General features: G+C 64.3%; 15 protein-coding genes. 8 read left to right on the forward strand and 7 right to left on the reverse strand.

The window, feature by feature from the left end:
- A partial coding sequence (locus tag BN1118_RS20235) for a M16 family metallopeptidase (protein WP_043557709.1) occupies positions 1–1309 on the forward strand: 1309 nt, incomplete at its 5' end.
- An 87-nt stretch (positions 1310–1396) separates the two neighbouring features.
- Here the strand turns inward: BN1118_RS20235 and BN1118_RS20240 are convergent.
- The 3 genes from BN1118_RS20240 to BN1118_RS20250 all read right to left on the reverse strand — a co-directional run bounded on the left by BN1118_RS20240 (position 1397) and on the right by BN1118_RS20250 (position 4811).
- Positions 1397–2560, reverse strand: coding sequence for a trans-sulfuration enzyme family protein (locus BN1118_RS20240; RefSeq protein WP_043557710.1), 1164 nt, complete (start codon positions 2558–2560; stop codon positions 1397–1399).
- A 96-nt stretch (positions 2561–2656) separates the two neighbouring features.
- Positions 2657–3727, reverse strand: coding sequence for an isopenicillin N synthase family dioxygenase (locus BN1118_RS20245; protein ID WP_043557711.1), 1071 nt, complete (start codon positions 3725–3727; stop codon positions 2657–2659).
- Positions 3728–4172: 445 nt separating this feature from the next.
- Entirely contained in the window at positions 4173–4811 is a 639-nt protein-coding gene (locus tag BN1118_RS20250) for an NAD(P)-dependent oxidoreductase (protein ID WP_043138908.1), read from the reverse strand.
- 101 nt (positions 4812–4912) lie between these two features.
- Here BN1118_RS20250 and BN1118_RS20255 point away from each other — a divergent pair, with 101 nt between their 5' ends.
- Complete coding sequence (locus BN1118_RS20255) at positions 4913–5821, forward strand: LysR family transcriptional regulator (protein WP_043557712.1); 909 nt, start codon at positions 4913–4915, stop codon at positions 5819–5821.
- 99 nt (positions 5822–5920) lie between these two features.
- On the opposite strand, the gene BN1118_RS20260 is transcribed toward BN1118_RS20255, so the two are convergent.
- The gene (locus BN1118_RS20260; protein ID WP_043557713.1) at positions 5921–6661 is read right to left on the reverse strand and encodes an SDR family oxidoreductase; all 741 of its coding nucleotides are present in this window, start codon (positions 6659–6661) and stop codon (positions 5921–5923) included.
- 289 nt (positions 6662–6950) lie between these two features.
- Here BN1118_RS20260 and BN1118_RS20265 point away from each other — a divergent pair, with 289 nt between their 5' ends.
- The 3 genes from BN1118_RS20265 (at position 6951) to BN1118_RS20275 (ending at position 11155) form a co-directional block, all read left to right on the forward strand.
- Entirely contained in the window at positions 6951–7862 is a 912-nt protein-coding gene (locus BN1118_RS20265) for an AraC family transcriptional regulator (protein WP_043557714.1), read from the forward strand.
- 288 nt (positions 7863–8150) lie between these two features.
- On the forward strand, positions 8151–10295 hold the full coding sequence (locus BN1118_RS20270; RefSeq protein WP_043557715.1) for a TonB-dependent siderophore receptor: 2145 nt from the start codon (positions 8151–8153) through the stop codon (positions 10293–10295).
- 95 nt (positions 10296–10390) lie between these two features.
- On the forward strand, positions 10391–11155 hold the full coding sequence (locus BN1118_RS20275) for a siderophore ferric iron reductase (RefSeq protein ID WP_043557716.1): 765 nt from the start codon (positions 10391–10393) through the stop codon (positions 11153–11155).
- 57 nt (positions 11156–11212) lie between these two features.
- On the opposite strand, the gene BN1118_RS20280 is transcribed toward BN1118_RS20275, so the two are convergent.
- Positions 11213–12133, reverse strand: coding sequence for a LysR substrate-binding domain-containing protein (locus BN1118_RS20280; protein ID WP_043557717.1), 921 nt, complete (start codon positions 12131–12133; stop codon positions 11213–11215).
- A 161-nt stretch (positions 12134–12294) separates the two neighbouring features.
- Between BN1118_RS20280 and metE the strand changes: the two genes are divergently transcribed.
- Both metE and BN1118_RS20290 read left to right on the forward strand, forming a co-directional pair.
- Positions 12295–14559, forward strand: coding sequence for a 5-methyltetrahydropteroyltriglutamate--homocysteine S-methyltransferase (gene metE, locus BN1118_RS20285; protein ID WP_043557718.1), 2265 nt, complete (start codon positions 12295–12297; stop codon positions 14557–14559).
- Between the two features lie 144 nt (positions 14560–14703).
- Positions 14704–15453 carry a substrate-binding periplasmic protein gene (locus tag BN1118_RS20290; RefSeq protein ID WP_043557789.1) on the forward strand — a complete coding sequence of 250 codons (750 nt, stop codon included), beginning with the start codon at positions 14704–14706 and terminating at the stop codon, positions 15451–15453.
- Positions 15454–15530: 77 nt separating this feature from the next.
- On the opposite strand, the gene BN1118_RS20295 is transcribed toward BN1118_RS20290, so the two are convergent.
- Positions 15531–16652: a glycosyltransferase family 9 protein gene (locus BN1118_RS20295; RefSeq protein ID WP_043557719.1), complete on the reverse strand. Its 1122-nt coding sequence runs from the start codon at positions 16650–16652 to the stop codon at positions 15531–15533.
- A 302-nt stretch (positions 16653–16954) separates the two neighbouring features.
- Between BN1118_RS20295 and BN1118_RS20300 the strand changes: the two genes are divergently transcribed.
- The gene (locus tag BN1118_RS20300; protein WP_043557720.1) at positions 16955–18082 is read left to right on the forward strand and encodes an HPP family protein; all 1128 of its coding nucleotides are present in this window, start codon (positions 16955–16957) and stop codon (positions 18080–18082) included.
- 47 nt (positions 18083–18129) lie between these two features.
- Here BN1118_RS20300 and BN1118_RS20305 read toward each other — a convergent pair.
- Positions 18130–18470: amidohydrolase family protein (locus BN1118_RS20305; RefSeq protein ID WP_156995197.1), on the reverse strand; the 341-nt coding region annotated here is incomplete at its 5' end.

Consider the following 18470-nt stretch of genomic DNA (forward strand, 5'->3'; position numbering starts at 1 on the left):
CCCCGCCAGTGGCGGGGCGCTGCCCGTGCCACTGCCCACCCTGTGGCAGGCCAGTCTGGGGGATAGGGTCTCCCTGCTCGGTCACTACAGCGATGAGGTGCCCGCCTTTGTCATGCGCATCAACTGGCCCGGCGGGTACCGGGCCGAGCCAGAGGGCAAGGCTGGAGTGGCTGAACTGACAGCCAGCATGCTGTCCCAGGGCAGTGAGCGGTGGCAGGCTGCCGCCATTGAGGAGCGGGCGCGTCAGCTGGGCGCCAGCCTGAGTTTTGGCTATGAGGAAGGCTACAGCCAGATCACTGTGCAGGGGGTGACCTCTCACTTCGATGAGACGCTGGCGCTGGTACGGGAGTTGTTGCTGCAGCCGGCCTTGCGACCGGCGGATTTCCAGCGCCTCAAGCTCCAGACCCAGCAATGGTTGAAGCAGCAAGTGCGAGAGCCCCAGTGGCAGGCCGATCAGCAGTTTCATGCGTTGATCGACGGCCTGGCCAGGGTGCCGGATCCGCAGACACAGTGGCAATCCCTGACCCTGGACGATGTGCGCGCCTTCTATCGGGCTGTCTATCGCAGCGGGGAGGCTCGGGTGGTGGTGAGCGGGGATCTGGCGCAGGAGAAGGTGGTGAGTGCACTCTCTTTTCTGGTTGAGCCAGAGGGGCAATCGCCCAGCCTGAGGCCCCTCGGCTTTGCCGGCCAGCAGGCCAAACGGGCCATCTATCTGCTGGATAATCCCGGCGCCAGCCAGAGCCTTGTTCGCATGGGGCGCCGCGCCATGGCGAGCGACGGGTTTGGTGAGCAGTTCCTGGCCGGGTTGATGAATGCCTCCCTGGCGGATCGGCTGCATATCCGCCTGCGTGAGGAGCTGGGATACACCTACTTCATCGATACCGCCTTCAACGGCAACAGTCAGGCGGGCTATTTTCTGCTGCAAAGCAGCGTGCGCACCGAGGTGACCCGGGCCGCCCTGCAGCAGATCCTGCAGGAGCTCGACAAATACCAGCGGCAGGGCCCGACCCGACTGGAGGTGCGTACCCTGCGTGAAGGTGTGCTCAACCGCCAGGCGCTGGATTACGAGACGCTGCCGCAGGAGGTGGAGTACATGCTGCCCATCTTGCTGGCGCAGTGGCCGCAGGATTATGTGGAGCAGCGGGTACGGACGGTCAGCCAGTTGTCGACATTCACCTTGCGAGACTTGGCCCGTCGCTGGCTCGACCCCGACGACATGGTGATCCTGGTGGTGGGGGATGCCAAGACGTTGGCTCCCGAGCTGGCCTCTTTGGGCTGGCCGGTGCAGCGGCTCTCTTTCGCCCCCTGACAAGCGGCTCTCCACTCCTTGATGCAAACAGCCCGCCCCATTCACATGGGGCGGGCTGTTTTTGAGCCGTGAAAGGTGGCTAGGGCATCAGGCGACGGCCAGCGCCGCCGCCAGATCGGCGATCAGATCGTCGGCGTCTTCCACCCCTATGCTGAAGCGGATGAGATCGTCATTCACCCCGGCGGCGAGACGGCTCGCCTCGTCCATGGCGGCGTGGGTGGTGCTGGCCGGATGGCAAGCCAGGCTCTCGAGATCGCCGAGACTCACCGCCTGCACGAACAGCTGCAGGTTGTCGAGCAGGGTGGCGCAGCGCGCAAAGCCGCCTTCCAGCTCTATGCTCACCATGCCGCCAAAGCCGCTGGCGAAGGCGCCGAGGGCGTCGTGACCCGGATGGCTGGCAAGACCCGGGTAGATCACCTTCTTCACCGCCGGGTGATCGGCCAGGAACTCGGCCACCTTCTGCGCGTTGTGCAGGTGGGCATCCATGCGCAGTGGCAGGGTCTTGACCCCACGCTGCAGCAGGTAGGCCTCCTGCGGGCCTATGGGGGAGCCTATGTGCTTGAGGGCCACGGTGCGCACTGATTTCATCAGCGCGTGAGAGCCCGCCACCACACCGGCGATGATGTCGCCGTGGCCGCCCAGATACTTGGTGCCGCTGTGCATGACGATGTCGATGCCGAGCTCCAGCGGGCGCAGCAGATAGGGGGTGAGGAAGGTGTTGTCACACACGCTGATGGCGCCCACCTTGCGGGCCGCTTCCACTACCACCCGGGGATCCACCACCTTGAGGGTGGGGTTGGTCAGGGTTTCGAACAGTACCACCTTGGTGGCGGGACGAATGTTGGCCAGCAGATCCTGATCGCTCTCGTAGGCGGTCACCTTGATGCCAGCACGGCTGAAGGTCTGCTTGAGAAACGCATCTGTGCCGCCGTAGAGCGGGCCTATGTAGGCCACCTCGTCGCCGCTGTCGGCCAGGGCATACATGATGGCGCTCACTGCCGCCATACCGCTCGCTATCACCAGTGCCTCGTCGGCACCCTCAAGGGCCGCCAGTTTTTGCTCCAGCTCGGCCGTGGTGGGGTTGCCAAAGCGGCTGTAGATGAAGCCGGGGGCCTGACCCGCGAAACGCTCCTTGCCCGCCTGGGCATTGAAGTAGCTGAAGGTGCTGCTCTGGTAGAGGGGGGTGGTGAGGGCGCCGGTCTGGGGATCGATCCGCTGGCCGCTGTGCACGCTCATGGTTTTGAATTTCATTCTATTACTCCGTCATTGCCAGGCTGTGGCTTAACTGCTTGTGTCATCCGGGTGGCGGGACGCCGCGGCGTCCCCCGTCTAATAGGTATGGCAGAGTCAGGCTGGCTGCGGTTCGCGCCGCTCGCTGTTTGTCGTCTGCCCGCTTGTTGTCTGCTGATTGGCCGACGCCGGGGCGGCGGTATAGTGGAGCGCCGCCACGTCCGGGTGGGAGCGCAGCCTCCCTTTCAGCACGTTTTCACCCACCTGATAGAAGAGCGGGTTGGTCGGGTCGCTCTCGGGCCCTTGTGCCTGCGCCGCCAGCTCGGGGGAGAGCTGCAACAAAGGCACGTTAGCATCGAGTCTCGCCGCCATAAAGAAGGCGCAGGAGAGGCGCGATACGCCCGGCGGCGGGCTCACCACCCGGTGCAGGGTGGCCTTGAGGTAGCCGTTGGAAGCCAGCTCCAGCAGCTCGCCGATGTTGACCACCAGAGCCCCCGGCAGGGGCGGTACCGGGATCCAGCCTGCCGCCGTCTCCACTTCGAGTCCGGAGTGATCGTCCTGCATCACCAGGGTCAGGTAGCCCGGATCCTTGTGGGCGCCGACCCCCTGATCGCTGCTGCCGGCTTCCCGGCCCGGGTAGTGGATGAGCTTCATGTGCTGATAGGGGGCGCCCTGGATGCTGGCATCGAACACTCCCTGCGGCTGCGCCAGCACCTCGGCGAAGGCGGCGAGCAGGGTGAGGGTGATGTCGCTCAGGCGTTCCTGCCAGGCCAGCAGCTGCGTTTTCATCTCGGGCAGGGCGGCGGGCCACTGGTTGGGGCCTATCAGCCGCTGCCAGGGGGCATGGATCTCGTCCTCTGCCGGCGCAGGCGCCTCATTCATGATGTCGAACTGCTCGCGCCTGTCCGGCTGCTGGCGGGTGAGCTCGGCACCCACCTGGTTGTAACCGCGAAAATGGGGGGAGTGCACCATCTGCACCGCGCGTTTTTCCTGCTGTGGCAGGGCGAAGAAGCGGGCCGCCAGCGCCAGGGTCTCCCGCTGCTGCGCCTCGCTCAGGCCATGGCCTGTCAGATAGAAAAAGCCGATGTCGCGGGCCGCCCGGCCAAGCTTGGCCAGCATCTGGCGACGAGTGTCAGGGGCGCCTTCGAGCGCGGCGAGATCGATGATCGGCAGTGGTGAATGTTCCATGTGCACCTCCTCATTTTCTGAGCGCCGGGACGTTTCCCAGCCGCTCAGTGCAAAAACGACAGCGCGCCGATCGGTGGTGAGCCACCGGGCCGATCGGTAAAGATGGCGCCATTTGGATTGAGGGTGATGCTACTGTTCGGCGTTATAAGACGGAAACAACAAATTATTCTTAGTTATATACAAAAATCGAAATAGAATTCGATACCCATTTGGCTGGGTGTTTATTGAGCGGCTCACGGGGTCGTGTACCGGCTGCTCCATGGGGCTGCGGGCACCCGGTTAGTGCGAAAACAAGCGGCTGGTTGGCATGAGCGTTCACTGGCGGGAGTGGGCCCGGCTATCGGAGACGCACAACAGGAAGGGAGGCTGAGGCCTCCCTTCCTGTTTCGCGCGTTGGGCGGGGATCAGGCTGAGACCTGATCGGTGAGCCTGCTCAGTTGCCCACTCAGTAGCCCAGGGTAAAGCGCTGGCGCAGGTGAGCCGGTTTTTCCACCTCGTTCAGCACGCCATCGGCCAGATCGCCGACCGTGATCCCGGCAGGCTTGTCGCCGCTGAACAGCACCTGATCGCCACCGAGGTGATAGCCGCCGCGCTTGTCGCCGGGTTCGAGGAACACGGGCGGGGAGACGAAACGCCAGTCGAGGGTGGTTTCACGGCGCAGGGCGGTGAGACCGTCGCGGGCCGCCAGGGCGCCCTGCTTCCACTCGGCCGGGAAGTCCGGGGTATCCACCAGCTGTACGCCGGGGGCGATTTCCAGACTGCCGGCACCACCGACCACCAGCAACCAGCTGTGAGCGGTCACGGCCGCCGCGACTATGGCCTTGGCCCCTTTGAGGTACTGGTCGTAGATGTCCGGTGCTGTCCAGCCCGGGTTGTAGGCGCTGATCACCCGGTCGTGCCCCTTGAGTACCTCGGCCAGCGCCTGTGGGTGCTGGGCATCCACCGCCACGGCGGTGACCTGCGGGTGGGCGGCCACCTTGCTTGTGTCACGGACGATGGCGGTGACGTGATGGCCGCGACTGACGGCTTCATTGAGGATGGCTGTACCGACAAAACCGCTGGCACCGATCAGGGCAATTTTCATGGGGAATTCTCCTTCACTGTTGGAATGAGGCTATCCTACGCCGCCGAATGTGATTTAATAATCGGCTATAAAAGTGATTCACTTGTAAGCTGGATTTAATAATGGAACAGCTCAGACGTTACGCCATCTTCGCCGCCGTGGTGGAGGCGGGCAGCATGACGGGCGCCGCCAAGGCCCTCGGCATGACCCCCTCCGCCGTCAGTCAGCATATCAGCCAGCTGGAGAGTCTGCTCGGCCTCACCCTGTTGCATCGCTCCACCCGCCGCCTCAACCTGACCGAGGCGGGGGAGGTGGTGTGGCAGGGGTGCCAGTCGTTGCAACAGACGCTGAACCAGACCGAACTGCGCCTCTCGGAGGTGCGTGACAGCCTGCTCGGTGAAGTGCGGATCACGGCGCCCGTGGGGATGGCGGGCCAGCCGCTGGCGCGGGCCTTGTCGCCGCTGTTGCAGGCCCATCCCGGCCTGTGCATCCAGATCATCGCGGACGACGAGAAGCGGGATCTCATCGCCGAACGCATCGACGTGGCGCTGCGGGTCGGCACCCTGTCCGACTCCAGCCTGGTGGCGCGCAAGCTGGGTCAGACCCGGATGCTGCTGTGTGCCTCGCCCGCCTATCTGGCGCGCAAGGGCACCCCACGCAGCCCGGCAGATCTGCTGGAACACGACTGGCTGGCGGCGGACATGCTGAGCGGGGGCCTGACCTTCTTCGACGACAAGGGGCAGGGCCACAAGGTCAAACCCAAGCCCAGGGTGGTGTGCAACAACGTGCTGCCGCTGCGCCAGTTTACCCTGGCGGGGCAGGGGGTTTCGCTGCAACCCGAGGGGGAAATCGCCGAGGATCTCGCCCAGGGGAGGCTGCTGGAGCTGCTGCCGGGCTTTCGGGTGCCGCCCATGGAGATCCACGCCATCACTCCCCAGCGGGAGATCCCGGAGAAGGTGCGGCGGGTGATCACGGCCCTGCGCAGCCACTTCGCCGAGCCGGTGGGGGGGGCCGCGGCGGCGCGCCCCTGAGCCGGGTGGCAGGCAGGGGGCTGCGCCATTTCGTCTCAACTTGCCAAAAGCAGAGGGCAGCCGGTTGGCTGCCCTCTGTCGATGAGATAACTCCCGGCATTACTTCATGTAGAGGCCGCCGTTGATGGCCAGGGTTTCCCCCGTGATATAGGCGCCCGCCTCACTGGCGAGAAAGGCCACGGCGGCGGCTATCTCCTCCGGCTTGGCGAGGCGGCGCATGGGAATGTCGGCCTTGATGCTGTCGAGGATATCGCTGCGGATCGCCTCCACCATGGGGGTGGCTGTGTAACCGGGGGCGATGGCGTTGACCGTGACCCCGAAGCGGGCCCCTTCCGCCGCCAGCGCCTTGGTGAAGCCCAGCATGCCCGCCTTGGCCGCCGAGTAGTTGACCTGACCGAACTGCCCCTTCTGGCCGTTGACCGAGGAGATGTTGATGATGCGGGCATCGCGCTGCTCGCACATGGCGTCAAACAGCGGCTGGGTCACGTTGTAGAGGCTGCACAGATTGGTGTGGATCACCTCGAACCACTGCTCCGGCGCCATGCGCTTGAAGGCGCCATCCCGGGTGATGCCGGCGTTGTTGACCAGCACGTCCACCCGGCCCTCGTCCTGCAACAGGCGACCCAGGGTCTCGCGGCACATGGCGGTGTCGGCCACGTCCAGCGGCAGCAGCCGCACCTGCTCCGGCCGATAACCCTGCTCCCCGTACCAGTCGTGGGCCGCCGCACTGTTGCCGCTGGAGTGAGTGGCTATGATGCGATACTCCTGGGCCAGCAAGGCGGTGGTGATGGCGGATCCTATGCCGCCACGGGCTCCGGTGATCAAGGCAATTTTTTTCATCTTGGCTCTCCCTGCAAAAGATTCGAACGAGGACTCTATTGGCTTTTCAGGCTAATTGATATATTTGTTTTCAAACAATCTGACAGGGAAATGCGTCATTTTTGTGACAGCCTGCCAAGCTGGCGTGACGGCCTTGTTGAAGGCCCAGGTGACGGCACAGCATTGAGCCACAAACGGCGTGCGCTGCCTGCCGGTGGTCGCAGGCCACTTGCCGCCGGGGCGACGGCCATGTTTAATGTGGCCACTTGGGCGAGCGTGCCCCTCTGCCGGCAGCGATCCCGACCATCCAATGAAACCGACCTTCCCCCTCGCATCCCCTGGCCCCGCGCCACAGGCTAGCGCCCATTTCACCCGCATCGAGCGAGTGCTCGACTACATCCACGGGCATCTGGATCAGCCGTTGTCGCTGGAGCAGCTGGCCGAGCAGAGCTGCTGGTCGCGCTGGCAGTTGCAGCGGGTGTTCCTGCACGAGACAGGGCAGACGGTGGCCCACTATGTGCGCGAGCTCAAGCTGAGCCTGGCGGCGGAGGCGCTGCTCACGAGCCGCCAGCGGGTGCTGGATCTGGCGCTCTGCTACGGCTTTGGCTCCGAGGTGAGTTTCAGCCGCGCCTTCAAGCAGCAGTTCGGCTGCCCGCCGCTGGCCTATCGCAAGCGGGGGATGCGGCTGGGGTTGCGCACCCCGCTGGTACGTGCCCATACGCCGCTCGCCAGCGCCCCCAGACTGGTGCAGGTACGGGTCGAGAGTCAGCCGGGCTTCATATTGCAGGGGGTCAAGGGGCTGATCCGTGGGCTCTTCGCCAGCGAGCCCGATTTCCAGCAGACGGTGCCCGCCATCTGGCATGCCTTGCGCAGTGCCGGCGGTCTGGACAGGGCCCGCGATCTGATCGGCGTGGTGGATGTGTCTGGCGCGGGAGAACCACTGGTCTACTGGGCGGGCGTGGCGGCAGAGGAGGGGAGCGAGCCGCCAAGCGGGCTGGCTCGTCTGGCCATCCCGCCCCAGGAGTACGCCGTGCTCAGCCACGTGGGCCCCATCAGCCAGCTGGGGCAGACCCTCAACTGGTTTATCCTGCACTGGCTGCCCGCCTCGGGTTATCGGGGGCTGGATGGTTTCGAGCTGGAGCGTTACACCCCCGACTTCGATGGCCAACAGCCTTATGCCCGCATGGAGTACTGGTTGCCCATAGCGCCCCGCCAGGGCTGAACCCTGTGAGCGGTTTGGTGGCAGGGCGCCCATCCCCCGGTCTGCATAAAGCACTGTGGCGCCTCGCCATTGACCGCCATCTCATTGAAGCCTTCCCTCAGAAAAGATAGCCATTTGAATTCAATGCTTTTTTCCATCGACATGGCAGGTCGTCGGATGGGGCTTGTCTTGCCCCTTTTTTGCCGTTTTTCCTGCCAACATGCCCCAAATTGTTAATTCAAGGGCAAATTGACCCAATAAAATGCAAATGAGATTTGTTACTATTCAATCATTGCATTCGAGGATCAGATGTACGCCACTCACCCCCCTTTGACCCTGGTCGCCGCGACCCTCTCCGCCCTGTTGGCAGGCCCAGTACTGGCCGCACCCACGTCCAATGCGCAAGGCGCGGTGGCCGATGAAACCCTGACGGTACTGGGTCAGACCTATCGCAACACGGCGACCAAGACCCGGCTCGACCCCATGGAGACGCCCCAGGCCATCTCTGTGGTGGACGGCGAGACCCTGGAGCAGCGCGGGGTGAGCTCGGTGAGCGAGGCGCTACGCTACGTGCCCGGCGTCAATACCGAGCTGCGCGGCGGGGCGGTCAACCGGCTGGATCTGTTCAACATCCGCGGCTTTGACAACTACCAGAACTTCTACGACGGCCTGCTGCTGCAATACAACGACTGGAACCTGCAACCCCAGATAGATCCGGTGGCCATAGAGCAGCTGGAGGTGTTCAAGGGGCCGACCTCTGTGCTCTACGGCAGCATGCCGCCGGGGGGCATGGTCAACCTGATCGCCAAGCGTCCCCAGCGGGAAGCCAGGCACAGCGTCGGCGTGGCGACGGGCACAGGCACCCTCAAGGAGCTGACCCTCGACAGCATGGGTGCCATCAATGATCAGCTTGCCTATCGGCTGGTGGGACTGGCCCGTCAGAAAGACGGCCAGGCGGTGACCTCAGAGGAGGAGCGCTACGTGCTGGCGCCGTCCCTCGACTGGCAGTTGAGTGACCGTACCCTGCTGAACCTCAACCTCTATTACCAGAAAGACCCGCAAGCCGGTATCTACACCACGGTGCCGGCCAGCGGCTCGGTCAAGTCCAATCCTCTGGGCCAGCTTGGCAGCGATACCTTCCTTGGCGATGAAAACTGGAACCACTACAGCCGGGAGGTGACCCTGCTTGGCTACAAGCTGAGCCACGACTTCAACGCCAACTGGCAGCTGCTGCAAAACGCCCGCTACATGGACGCCTCGGCCAACCAGCAGAACACCTACAATGCGGCCCTGGCGGCAGACAACCGCACCCTGGCCCGCAACGCCTATCTGACCGATGAAGACTCTCGCGGCTTTGTCATCGACAACCAGCTGGCGGGCAAGGTGATGACCGGCGGTGCCCGGCACAACCTGCTGCTCGGGGTCGATTACCAGTATCTGGATGCCCGTATTCTCTACCGGGACACCCTCGACTATTCGGCGCCCGGCATCGACATCTTCAACCCGAACCACAGCCAGATAGTGCCGGCGGCCCTCACCTTCAACTATCAGGACAGCAAGACCATCCGCCAGTCCCAGACCGGTGTCTATCTGCAGGATCAGGTGCGTCTGGACCGGCTGGTGGCCATAGGCGGTGCCCGCTATGACAGCTACCGGATGGACACCGACAGCCAGACCCTCTATCAGGGAGCGGCGAGCAACACCCTGGCCCAGATAGATCAGGACAACCTCTCGTTGCGCCTCGGCGCCTTGTACGAGCTGGATCACGGCCTCTCGCCCTATGTGAGCTATGCCGAGAGCTTCGAGCCGGTGGCGGGGGCGGACAAGAATGGCCAGGCGTTCAAACCGGCCACAGGCCATCAGTGGGAGGGGGGGCTCAAGTTTCTCTCCGAGGACATGAGCAAGACCTTTACCGCTTCGGTCTTCCACATCACCAAGCAAAATGCCCTGGTGACGGATCCGGACAACATTTACGGGCCCAAGCTGCAGACCGGCGAGATGGTCTCCAGGGGCGTCGAGCTGGAGGGGCGAGTCGATCTCACCAGCCGGCTGGATCTGGCGCTGAGCTATACCCGCCAGGACATGGAGATCACCCGCGATACCACCAGCCTGCAGGGCAAGACCCCGGTCTGGGTACCCAAGCAGATGGCCTCCCTGTGGAGCAACTACCTGCCGGGTGGCCAGCTGGAGGGGATGCGGGTTGGCGCCGGCCTGCGTTACGTGGGGGAGGCCCAGCTTGATGCCGCCAACACCGACACCGTGCCGGATTATCTGCTGATGGACATGTCCGCCTCCTACGATCTGGCCCAAATCAGCCAGCGCCTGCAAGGGGTGGAGGCCTCGCTGAGCGCCAGCAACCTGTTCAACAAGACCTACTACTCCTGCTACGACCAGAACAACTGCTGGTTCGGGGCAGAGCGCAACGTGGAGGCGCGACTCAAATACGTATTCTGACCCTGCGCCCTGGGCCGCGTCCGGGGCATGCTCATCTTCTCGCCGCCGCAGATGATCGTCCGCGCGCCTTACCCCGCGGGCTCGGCGCGCTGGCCGTGCACACGGAGAGCCGTGCGCTGGCGGATCATGGCGCCCTGTTTGCGGCAGCCAGCGGGCTTATTCCTTCGCTCAAGGGGCGGTTGGTGGAGGCGGGGGACTCGCCCCTTTTGCTGGCAGCTTCCCCTCATTCAACCCCGGCCGAGGTGGCGGCTGCGCTGCATGATCACTGGCGGCTGGCGCACCCGGAGGCGGGGCCCGCCTACTGGCTGACCCGCAGCTGGGGCATGCTCTGCTGGCAGTCCATCTATCTGGCCATGGTGGCCGTCTATCGACTGGGGGCCGTGCCGGCGCTGGACAAGCTTGGCCAGGGTTATCAGGATGGGCTGGTATCGGGCTTCATCCTGCCGGCTGAGCTCATGATCAAGGGGGAGCTGGATGCCTTGATCAAGGCCGCGGGCGAGCGGCTGCAGGCCCACTGGCAGGCGCTGTTCACGCTGCTGGGCGGGGTGCAACGGCTCAGACCCGGTTTCGTGCGCCCGCTCTTGGCGGACGATCTGCTGGCGGCCCTGGTGCGGGTACCCGACTTCTTCACCCATGTGAGCCGTGAACAGGTGAGCGAACATGCATCGCGCTGGCTCGCCGCCTGCGGTCTGCCGGCCGAGCATCTGGCGGGGTGGCGCCCGGCATCTATTCCGGCCGATATGCTGTCCCCCGGTTATGTGCGCCAGCGTTGCTGCCTGCACTACAAGCGCCGTGATGGGGAGCTTTGCGCCAACTGCCCGAGGCGGCAGGGGGCCGCAAGTTGCGGCGAGGGATCCTGAGGCGCCTGAGCGCCGGCGTGTCGAGAGGCGTGAGCGCCGCCCCCAGGGGCGGCTTTTTTACGCCTCTTTCTGCTCACCCATCTTGCTGTGAATGCGCTCGAACAGGCTCTGCAGGCAGGGCTGGTCCTTGTCGGCGGCACGCACGGCCCCATACATATGGCGGCGGATGCCCTGTCCCAGCGACCTGGCTTCGAGCAAGCCCTGACGCACAAACTCCTCGCTGGCCCAGCGCGGCAGGGCGGCGACCCCGAGCCCGGCGGCGGCCATCTGCAGCATGACGGAGGTATTGTCCACCAGCTTGCAGCGGGCGGGCTCGACCCCGGCGGGTTGCAAAAAGCGGCTGAACACATCCATGCGGGCGCGCTCCACCGGGTAGACCAGCAGCACCTCCTGCTTGAGATCGTCCGGGGCGATCCGGGTCCGGTGACAGAGGGGGTGATCGGGCGCCATCACCAGGGTGAGATCGAAGGCGAACAGCGGCTCGAAGTGGAGATCCCCGCGGGCCTGCACATCCGAGGTGAGCAGCAGGTCGAGCTGGCCGCCGAGCAGGGCATTGATGGCATCGAAGCCGGGCACAGACTCTACCTCCAGATCCACCCCGGGCCACTGGCGGCGAAAATCGGGCAAGAGCGGCAGCAACCACTGGATACAGCTGTGGCAATCCAGCGCCAGATGCAGCCGGCCCGCGTCGCCGCTGTGCAGGGCCTGCAGCTGTTTCTCGGTCTGGGCCAGCGCCGGCAGCACCTGGCGGGCCAGACTCAGCAACTGCTGGCCCGCCGCCGTCAGTACCAGGGGGCGGCTCTTGCGCAGGTAGAGCTCCAGGTTGAGGCGGGTCTCCAGCTCCTTGAGCTGATGGGAGAGGGCTGACTGGGTGAGGTTGAGAGTCAGCGCCGCGCCGGCCAGTGAACCCTGCTCGGCCAGCGCGGTCAGGGTTCTCAAGTGCTTGATTTCCAGGCCTGAATTGCTTGGCACTGCCATAACATGGCTCCTTGTTGCATCAATCGCGGATTTCTTGAGAGGCTGTTGAAAAGGATTCAATAGCCAACGCCACCTTATCTTGTCATTTTGGATGTGTAAACATCTGGATGGCTAAATCATCCAGTTTCCCATCAGATGAACGAGCATAAGGAATTGGACCTATGACACGAGCACACACCCTGGGCTTCCCCCGTATCGGCGCCAAGCGCGAGCTGAAATTTGCCCTCGAATCTTACTGGCGTGGCGAGACAACGCAGGCGGAACTCATCGCCACCGGCAAGAGCCTGCGTGAACGTCACTGGCAGGCCCAACGCACCGCCGGGGTCAACCTGCTGCCGGTGGGGGACTTTGCCTGGTACGACCAAGTGCTCGGTACCAGCCTGCTGGTGGATGCCATCCCCGAGCGTCACCGCCATGGCGACACCGATCTCGATACCCTGTTCCGGGTGGCCCGTGGCCGTGCGCCGACCGGCCCGGCGGCCGCCGCCGCCGAGATGACCAAGTGGTTCAACACCAACTACCACTACCTGGTGCCCGAGTTCAGCCGTGACCAGCGCTTCAAACTGGGTTGGAGTCAGCTGTTTGACGAGGTGGAAGAGGCCAAGGCGCTGGGGCTGCCGGTCAAGGCCGTGCTGCTGGGGCCCGTCTCCTATCTGTGGCTCGGCAAGGAGAAAGAGAGCGGATTCTCTCGTCTGGAATTGCTCGATCGTCTGCTGATCGTCTATCAGGAGATCCTGGGGAGGCTCTCGGCCCAGGGCGTGGAGTGGGTACAGATCGACGAGCCGGCGCTGGCGCTGGACCTGCCGGATGAGTGGCGTCTGGCCTACCTCAAGGCCTATGAGCGCCTGAGCGGCCCCTGCAAGCTGCTGCTCACCACCTATTTCGGTTCCGTGGCCCATCAGCGCGACATCATCACCAGCCTGAAGGTAGACGGCCTGCACCTGGATCTGGTGGCGGCGCCCGAGCAGCTGGAGACGCTGGTTCCTCATCTGCCGGCCCAGTGGGTCATCTCCGCCGGGGTGATCAATGGTCGCAACGTCTGGCGTGCCAACCTGGCCAAGCTGGCACCGACGCTCAACGCATTGAAAGCCAAGCTCGGCGAGCGGCTCTGGGTGGCTTCTTCTTGCTCCCTGCTGCACAGCCCGGTGGATCTCACCCTGGAGCACGAGCTGGACGGCCAGACCCGCAGCTGGTTCGCCTTCGCCCTGCAAAAGTGCTACGAGCTGGGGCTGCTGGCTGACTATCTGGACTGTGGTGACATCGACAAGATCACCGCCTACAGCCAGCCCATCGTGGATCGGGAGTCCGACAGCCGGGTCCACAAGAAAGCGGTGCAGTCCCGTCTGGCCAGCCTGACCAACAGCGATTTCGACCGCCAGAGCGCCTATCCGGTGCGGGCGCAGGCGCAGCTCAATGATCTCAAGCTGCCGCTCTTGCCCACCACCACCATAGGCTCCTTCCCGCAGACCTCGGAAATTCGGGTGCTGCGCCAGGATTGGCGAGCCGGCCGCATCGACGACCAGGCCTATGAGGCGGGCATTCAGGCCCAGATCAAGGATGCCATTGAGCGCCAGGAAGCCATAGGGCTGGACGTGCTGGTGCACGGCGAGGCCGAGCGCAACGACATGGTGGAGTACTTCGGTGAGCTGCTGGACGGTTTTGCCATCACCCGCTTCGGCTGGGTGCAGAGCTATGGCTCCCGCTGCGTCAAGCCGCCGGTGATCACCCGGGATATCGACCGCCCGACCCCGATGACGCTCGAATGGACCAAGTTTGCCCAGAGCCTGACCGACAAGCCGGTCAAGGGCATGCTGACCGGGCCCGTGACCATACTCTGCTGGTCCTTCCCCCGCGAAGACGTGAGCCGCGAGCAGTCCGCCCTGCAAATTGGGCTGGCCATTCGCGACGAGGTGGCTGACTTGGAAGCCGCCGGCATCAAGATCATCCAGATCGACGAACCGGCGATCCGTGAAGGCTTGCCCCTGCGCAAGCAGGATCATCAGACGTATCTCGACTGGGCGGTGCGCGCCTTCCGCCTGAGCGCCAGCCCTGTGGTGGACAGCACCCAGATCCACACCCACATGTGTTACAGCGACTTCAACCTCATCATAGAGGCGGTGGCGGCGCTGGATGCGGACGTGATCACCATAGAGACCAGCCGCAGCCAGATGCAGTTGCTCGAAGCGTTTGAGCGCTTCAACTACCCCAACGAAATCGGCCCGGGCGTCTACGACATCCACTCGCCGAACGTGCCGAGCCAGAGCTGGATTGAAGGCCTGCTGCGCAAGGCGGCCAAGCAGATCCCGGCCGAGCGGCTGTGGGTCAACCCGGATTGCGGCCTCAAGACCCGTGGCTGGGAAGAGACGGAGGCCGCCCTCAAGGTGATGGTCGATGCCACCAAGGCGCTGCGCGCCGAGCTGGTCTGAAGAACATCAGCAAATAACAAGAGAGTTCGGGCATAACGAAAGAGGGAAGGCGCACGCCTTCCCTCTGTTTTTGTGCGGGCAGGCTCGCGCCAACCCTGTGTGCGCTAGGCTCAGGACAGGGTGATGTGGGCGGGGCAGGAAATGATGAAAGCAAGTGTCTGGATCGGGAGTCTATGGGCACTGTTGTTGGCCACTTGCCCTCTGGCGGCTCCTGATCCCTCGCTCAACATGGTCTATTTCAATGATTTTGCTCCCTACTCCTGGCGTGACGAGCAGGGCAAGATGCGGGGCATCATGGTGGATGTGATGGACAGGGTCGCGGCCGAGCTCGGCATCCGCGTCACTCATCAGGGGTATCCTTGGCTGCGGGCCCAGAAACTGGTGCGCTCCGGCCAGGCCGATGGCTTTGTCACAGTGCCGACCCAGGAGCGGCGGGGCTATACCCAGGTAGTGGAGGAGCCGGTCGCCGTATCTACCCTGACCCTGTTCACCCAGGCGGGCCACCCCCAGCTGGCGCGGCTCAATCAGGCTCGCGCCCTGGCGGATCTCAAGGCGTTCACCATCCTCGACTACATAGGCAATGGCTGGGGCAAGGAGAATCTGGTGGGATTCAAGGTCCATCTGACCATGAATGTGGACAACGTCTTCAAGATGCTCTCGGCCGGCCGGGGGGACTTGATGATCACGGATCCCATCGTGGCCAACTTCAAGCTCCGCCAGCTGGGGCTGACGGGGCACATCATAGAGGTGCCGCTTCAGCTGGGATTGACCCCGCTCACCCTCTGCCTCGCCCATACCTCTCCTTTTCACCGCCGGGCGGCCGAGTTCTCCCGCGTCCTGATCAGGCTGCGCCAGAGCGGCGAGCTGGCCCGCATCGAGGCGCGCTATCGTTGAGGCGGTTGCGCCTTGGCGCCGGATAACGGCTTGTTAAAACAAGGAGGGCGGCCAGGGCCGCCCTCCTTGTATCTGCGTCAGTGCGCCATCAGCAAGGGCGCCGGGGACGGGTTCAGGTAGTACACATGGGAGAGGGCGGGTTGCAGCTCCCGAGGTGCTTGCTCCCGTGCCAGCGTCTCGGCCAGCCAGTGGGCATCGAGGGGAATGGCGTTGCGATCGTCGACCACCTGGTTGAGGTGCTGGGCCCCGAGGCAGCCGTAGCGCGCGGGATCCGTTTGGGTAAATAAACCCAGACAAGGCACGCCGCTGGCGGCGGCCAGATGGAGCGGGCCCGTGTCGCAGCTGACGAAGAGGGCGAGGCCGCTGGCGAAGCGGGCCAATTCGCTCAAGTTGCCCAGGGAGACCTGCATGTCGCCCAGCAGGGGCAGGGGATCGGCCGGATCATTGAACTGGATCAGCAGGGCATCCGGGCGCTGGCGGCGCAGATCCCCGAGCAGCCGCTGCCATTGGGGAAGGGAGAGCCCCTTGCCCTTGCGGGCGCCGGTGAAAAAGCCGATGAGGGGCCGGTCGGGATGGGTCTGTGCCAACGCCGTCAGGTGTGGGCAGGCGGTGCGCAGCACGCTGCCCAGTTCAATCTGATCGGCCAGGCTGGCGTGCATGTCGAGCAGTTGCAGCGGCTGGTGGGCATAGTGGCAGTGGTCGTTGGCGGCAAGCGGCCGATCGAACAGTGCATCGCCTTTGGCATCCTCAAAGCCCAGCTTCTCGCAGGCCTTCACCCAGGCGGCGATCAGGTGATCCGTACTGGAGGCGAACGGCACATAGACCTTGTCATACTGCCGGCGACGCAGGCGCCACAGCACGGGCAGGGCCGCGAGCAGGCGCTTGCCCTGCAATCTGACCTGATGAAGCTGGTGCAGTTGCAGATCGGCCAGAAAGGGGAGCAGCTGGCCGCCGCTGCACACCAGCTCTATCTCGGCATTGGGGTGGGCGCTGCGTACCTTTTGCAAAAAGGGCAGCAGGAACAGATTGTTGCCGATGCGGTTGGTGCTGCGGATGATGAGGATCCGTCGGGCTGGCTGGCTTGAGGCCGGCAGCCTGCTTCGTCTGGCAAGCCAGGCGAGGGCTGCCCGCTCCAGCCCGGCTGTCCAGCAACGGCGCTGGCCGTCGAAGCGACGCAGGGCATCTCTGATGGTGCTCATGATGAGTGGCTCTGTTGATGACAATGACATCAAGGTGACACGGCAAGTCTTAAGAAAGCGTTAAGAGGAGAGAAAAAAGCGGTCGTCACCCCTTTTTTTGTAAGAATTTTCTGCGGCGTCACAGTTTGGAGGCGGCTGGGTGGATCCGGGAGGCCATTTTTTTGATGAAAAACGCCAGCATGACGGCGGGCGGCGGGCAGGATGGTATTTCTGCGTGATCCGCTTGCCTGCGCGCTGGCATTGAGTGAGGGTGACTCGCTAGAATTGCGCATTTGAAATAAACCTTATCCGTTGGAAACCGCATGCAGTTCAGGGATTTCTTTCCGGTATCGACCAATACCAGTGTCAAAGAGAGTTGTTATGGCGCCCTCGGCGCCTTCGTCGGGCTGTTCGGCACCGCCTTCGTGTGCCAGTGGGGGCTGGGGTTCAATGTTCATTGGCTGATTGCGCCCATGGGGGCGTCCGCCGTGCTGCTGTTTGCCGCGCCCGCCAGCCCGCTGGCCCAGCCCTGGTCCATCCTGGTGGGCAACGGGGTATCGGCGCTGATGGGGGTGCTCAGTGCCCAGCTGATCCCGGAGATGGCGTTGGCCTCTGGCGTGGCCGTGATGCTGGCCATCGCGGCCATGTTCCTCACCCGCAGCCTGCATCCGCCCGGGGGCGCCGTGGCCTTGACCGCTGTCATCGGCGGCGAGGGGATCCGCCAGCTGGGGGTGGGCTACGTCTTGCTGCCGGTGCTGCTCAATTCGTTGTTGTTGCTGATGCTGGCGCTCTTTTACAACCGGCTGCTTGGGCGCCGCTACCCCAATAGCGGCAAGGCTCAGCCCAATCGTCACCAGACCGCCGATCCCCAGCCGAGCGAGCGCATCGCGACCCAGGCCACGGCGATCGATCTTGCGCTGGAGCAGCACGGTGAGCTGCTCGACATCAGTCGCCAGGATCTGCAGGCCTTGCTGCAGGAGGCCCAGCTGCACGCCCTGCGTGCCAGGGTGGGTACGGTGCGAGTGCAGGATGTGATGTCGCGGGATCTGATCCTGATCGGGCCGGATCAGCCGGCCATGGCGGCGTGGCGGCTGCTCTCCCACCATCAGATCAAGGCGCTGCCGGTGGTGGATGAGGCGGGGCACCTCGCCGGCATCATCACGCTGCACGACTTGATGATCGATCGGGTGTTGCAACAACCGCGGGGCGCCGCGGCTCTGGCAGCACTGCGGGTCGCGGATCTGATGACCCGCGACGTGTCGACGGCCCGCCGCTACCAGCCCCTCTACGATCTGGTGGCCGCCTTCTCCGATGGCGGCTTGCACCACATGCCGGTGGTGGATGGCGAGCAGCTGGTCGGCATGCTGACCCAGTCGGACATGGTGGCGGCCCTGTTCACCCTGGCCCTGCAGCCCGCGCTGGCCGAGGCTGACCAGGGGGCCGGCGGCTAACGAAGAAGGCCCCTCGCGGGGCCTTTTGATGGGGCAGATGCGTGGGCTCAGGGCGCCAGATAGACGGTCTCACCCTGAAACACCGTCTGCTCGATTCGGGTATCGGCGATCTGCTCCGGGGTGCCAGCCTCGACCAGGGCGAACAGATCCCTGTCCAGCACGATGAAGTCGGCCGACTTGCCAGCCTCGATGGAGCCGGTGATCTCCCCCTGACGTACCGCCCTGGCGCCATTGATGGTGTAGGCGGCCACTATTTCGGCGAGCGAGGTACGCTGGTTGGCGCGAAAATCCTCACCGCTTCCCGCCGCTTTGGCGATGCCGGCCGCCATGTTGACGAAGGGGCGGGGATCCCGGCTGTCCACGGGGGCATCGCTGCCCGCCACCAGGA

Source organism: Aeromonas bestiarum, from assembly GCF_000819745.1.
GTDB lineage: Bacteria > Pseudomonadota > Gammaproteobacteria > Enterobacterales > Aeromonadaceae > Aeromonas > Aeromonas bestiarum.

Bases quoted from the DNA above. Each gene is read 5' to 3' on its own strand.
- BN1118_RS20240 (WP_043557710.1), bottom strand. From the start codon at position 2,560: ATGAAATTCAAAACCATGAGCGTGCACAGCGGCCAGCGGATCGATCCC.
- BN1118_RS20245 (WP_043557711.1), bottom strand. From the start codon at position 3,727: ATGGAACATTCACCACTGCCGATCATCGATCTCGCCGCGCTCGAAGGC.
- BN1118_RS20250 (WP_043138908.1), bottom strand. From the start codon at position 4,811: ATGAAAATTGCCCTGATCGGTGCCAGCGGTTTTGTCGGTACAGCCATC.
- BN1118_RS20255 (WP_043557712.1), top strand. From the start codon at position 4,913: ATGGAACAGCTCAGACGTTACGCCATCTTCGCCGCCGTGGTGGAGGCG.
- BN1118_RS20260 (WP_043557713.1), bottom strand. From the start codon at position 6,661: ATGAAAAAAATTGCCTTGATCACCGGAGCCCGTGGCGGCATAGGATCC.
- BN1118_RS20265 (WP_043557714.1), top strand. From the start codon at position 6,951: ATGAAACCGACCTTCCCCCTCGCATCCCCTGGCCCCGCGCCACAGGCT.
- BN1118_RS20270 (WP_043557715.1), top strand. From the start codon at position 8,151: ATGTACGCCACTCACCCCCCTTTGACCCTGGTCGCCGCGACCCTCTCC.
- BN1118_RS20280 (WP_043557717.1), bottom strand. From the start codon at position 12,133: ATGGCAGTGCCAAGCAATTCAGGCCTGGAAATCAAGCACTTGAGAACC.
- metE (WP_043557718.1), top strand. From the start codon at position 12,295: ATGACACGAGCACACACCCTGGGCTTCCCCCGTATCGGCGCCAAGCGC.
- BN1118_RS20290 (WP_043557789.1), top strand. From the start codon at position 14,704: ATGAAAGCAAGTGTCTGGATCGGGAGTCTATGGGCACTGTTGTTGGCC.
- BN1118_RS20295 (WP_043557719.1), bottom strand. From the start codon at position 16,652: ATGAGCACCATCAGAGATGCCCTGCGTCGCTTCGACGGCCAGCGCCGT.
- BN1118_RS20300 (WP_043557720.1), top strand. From the start codon at position 16,955: ATGCAGTTCAGGGATTTCTTTCCGGTATCGACCAATACCAGTGTCAAA.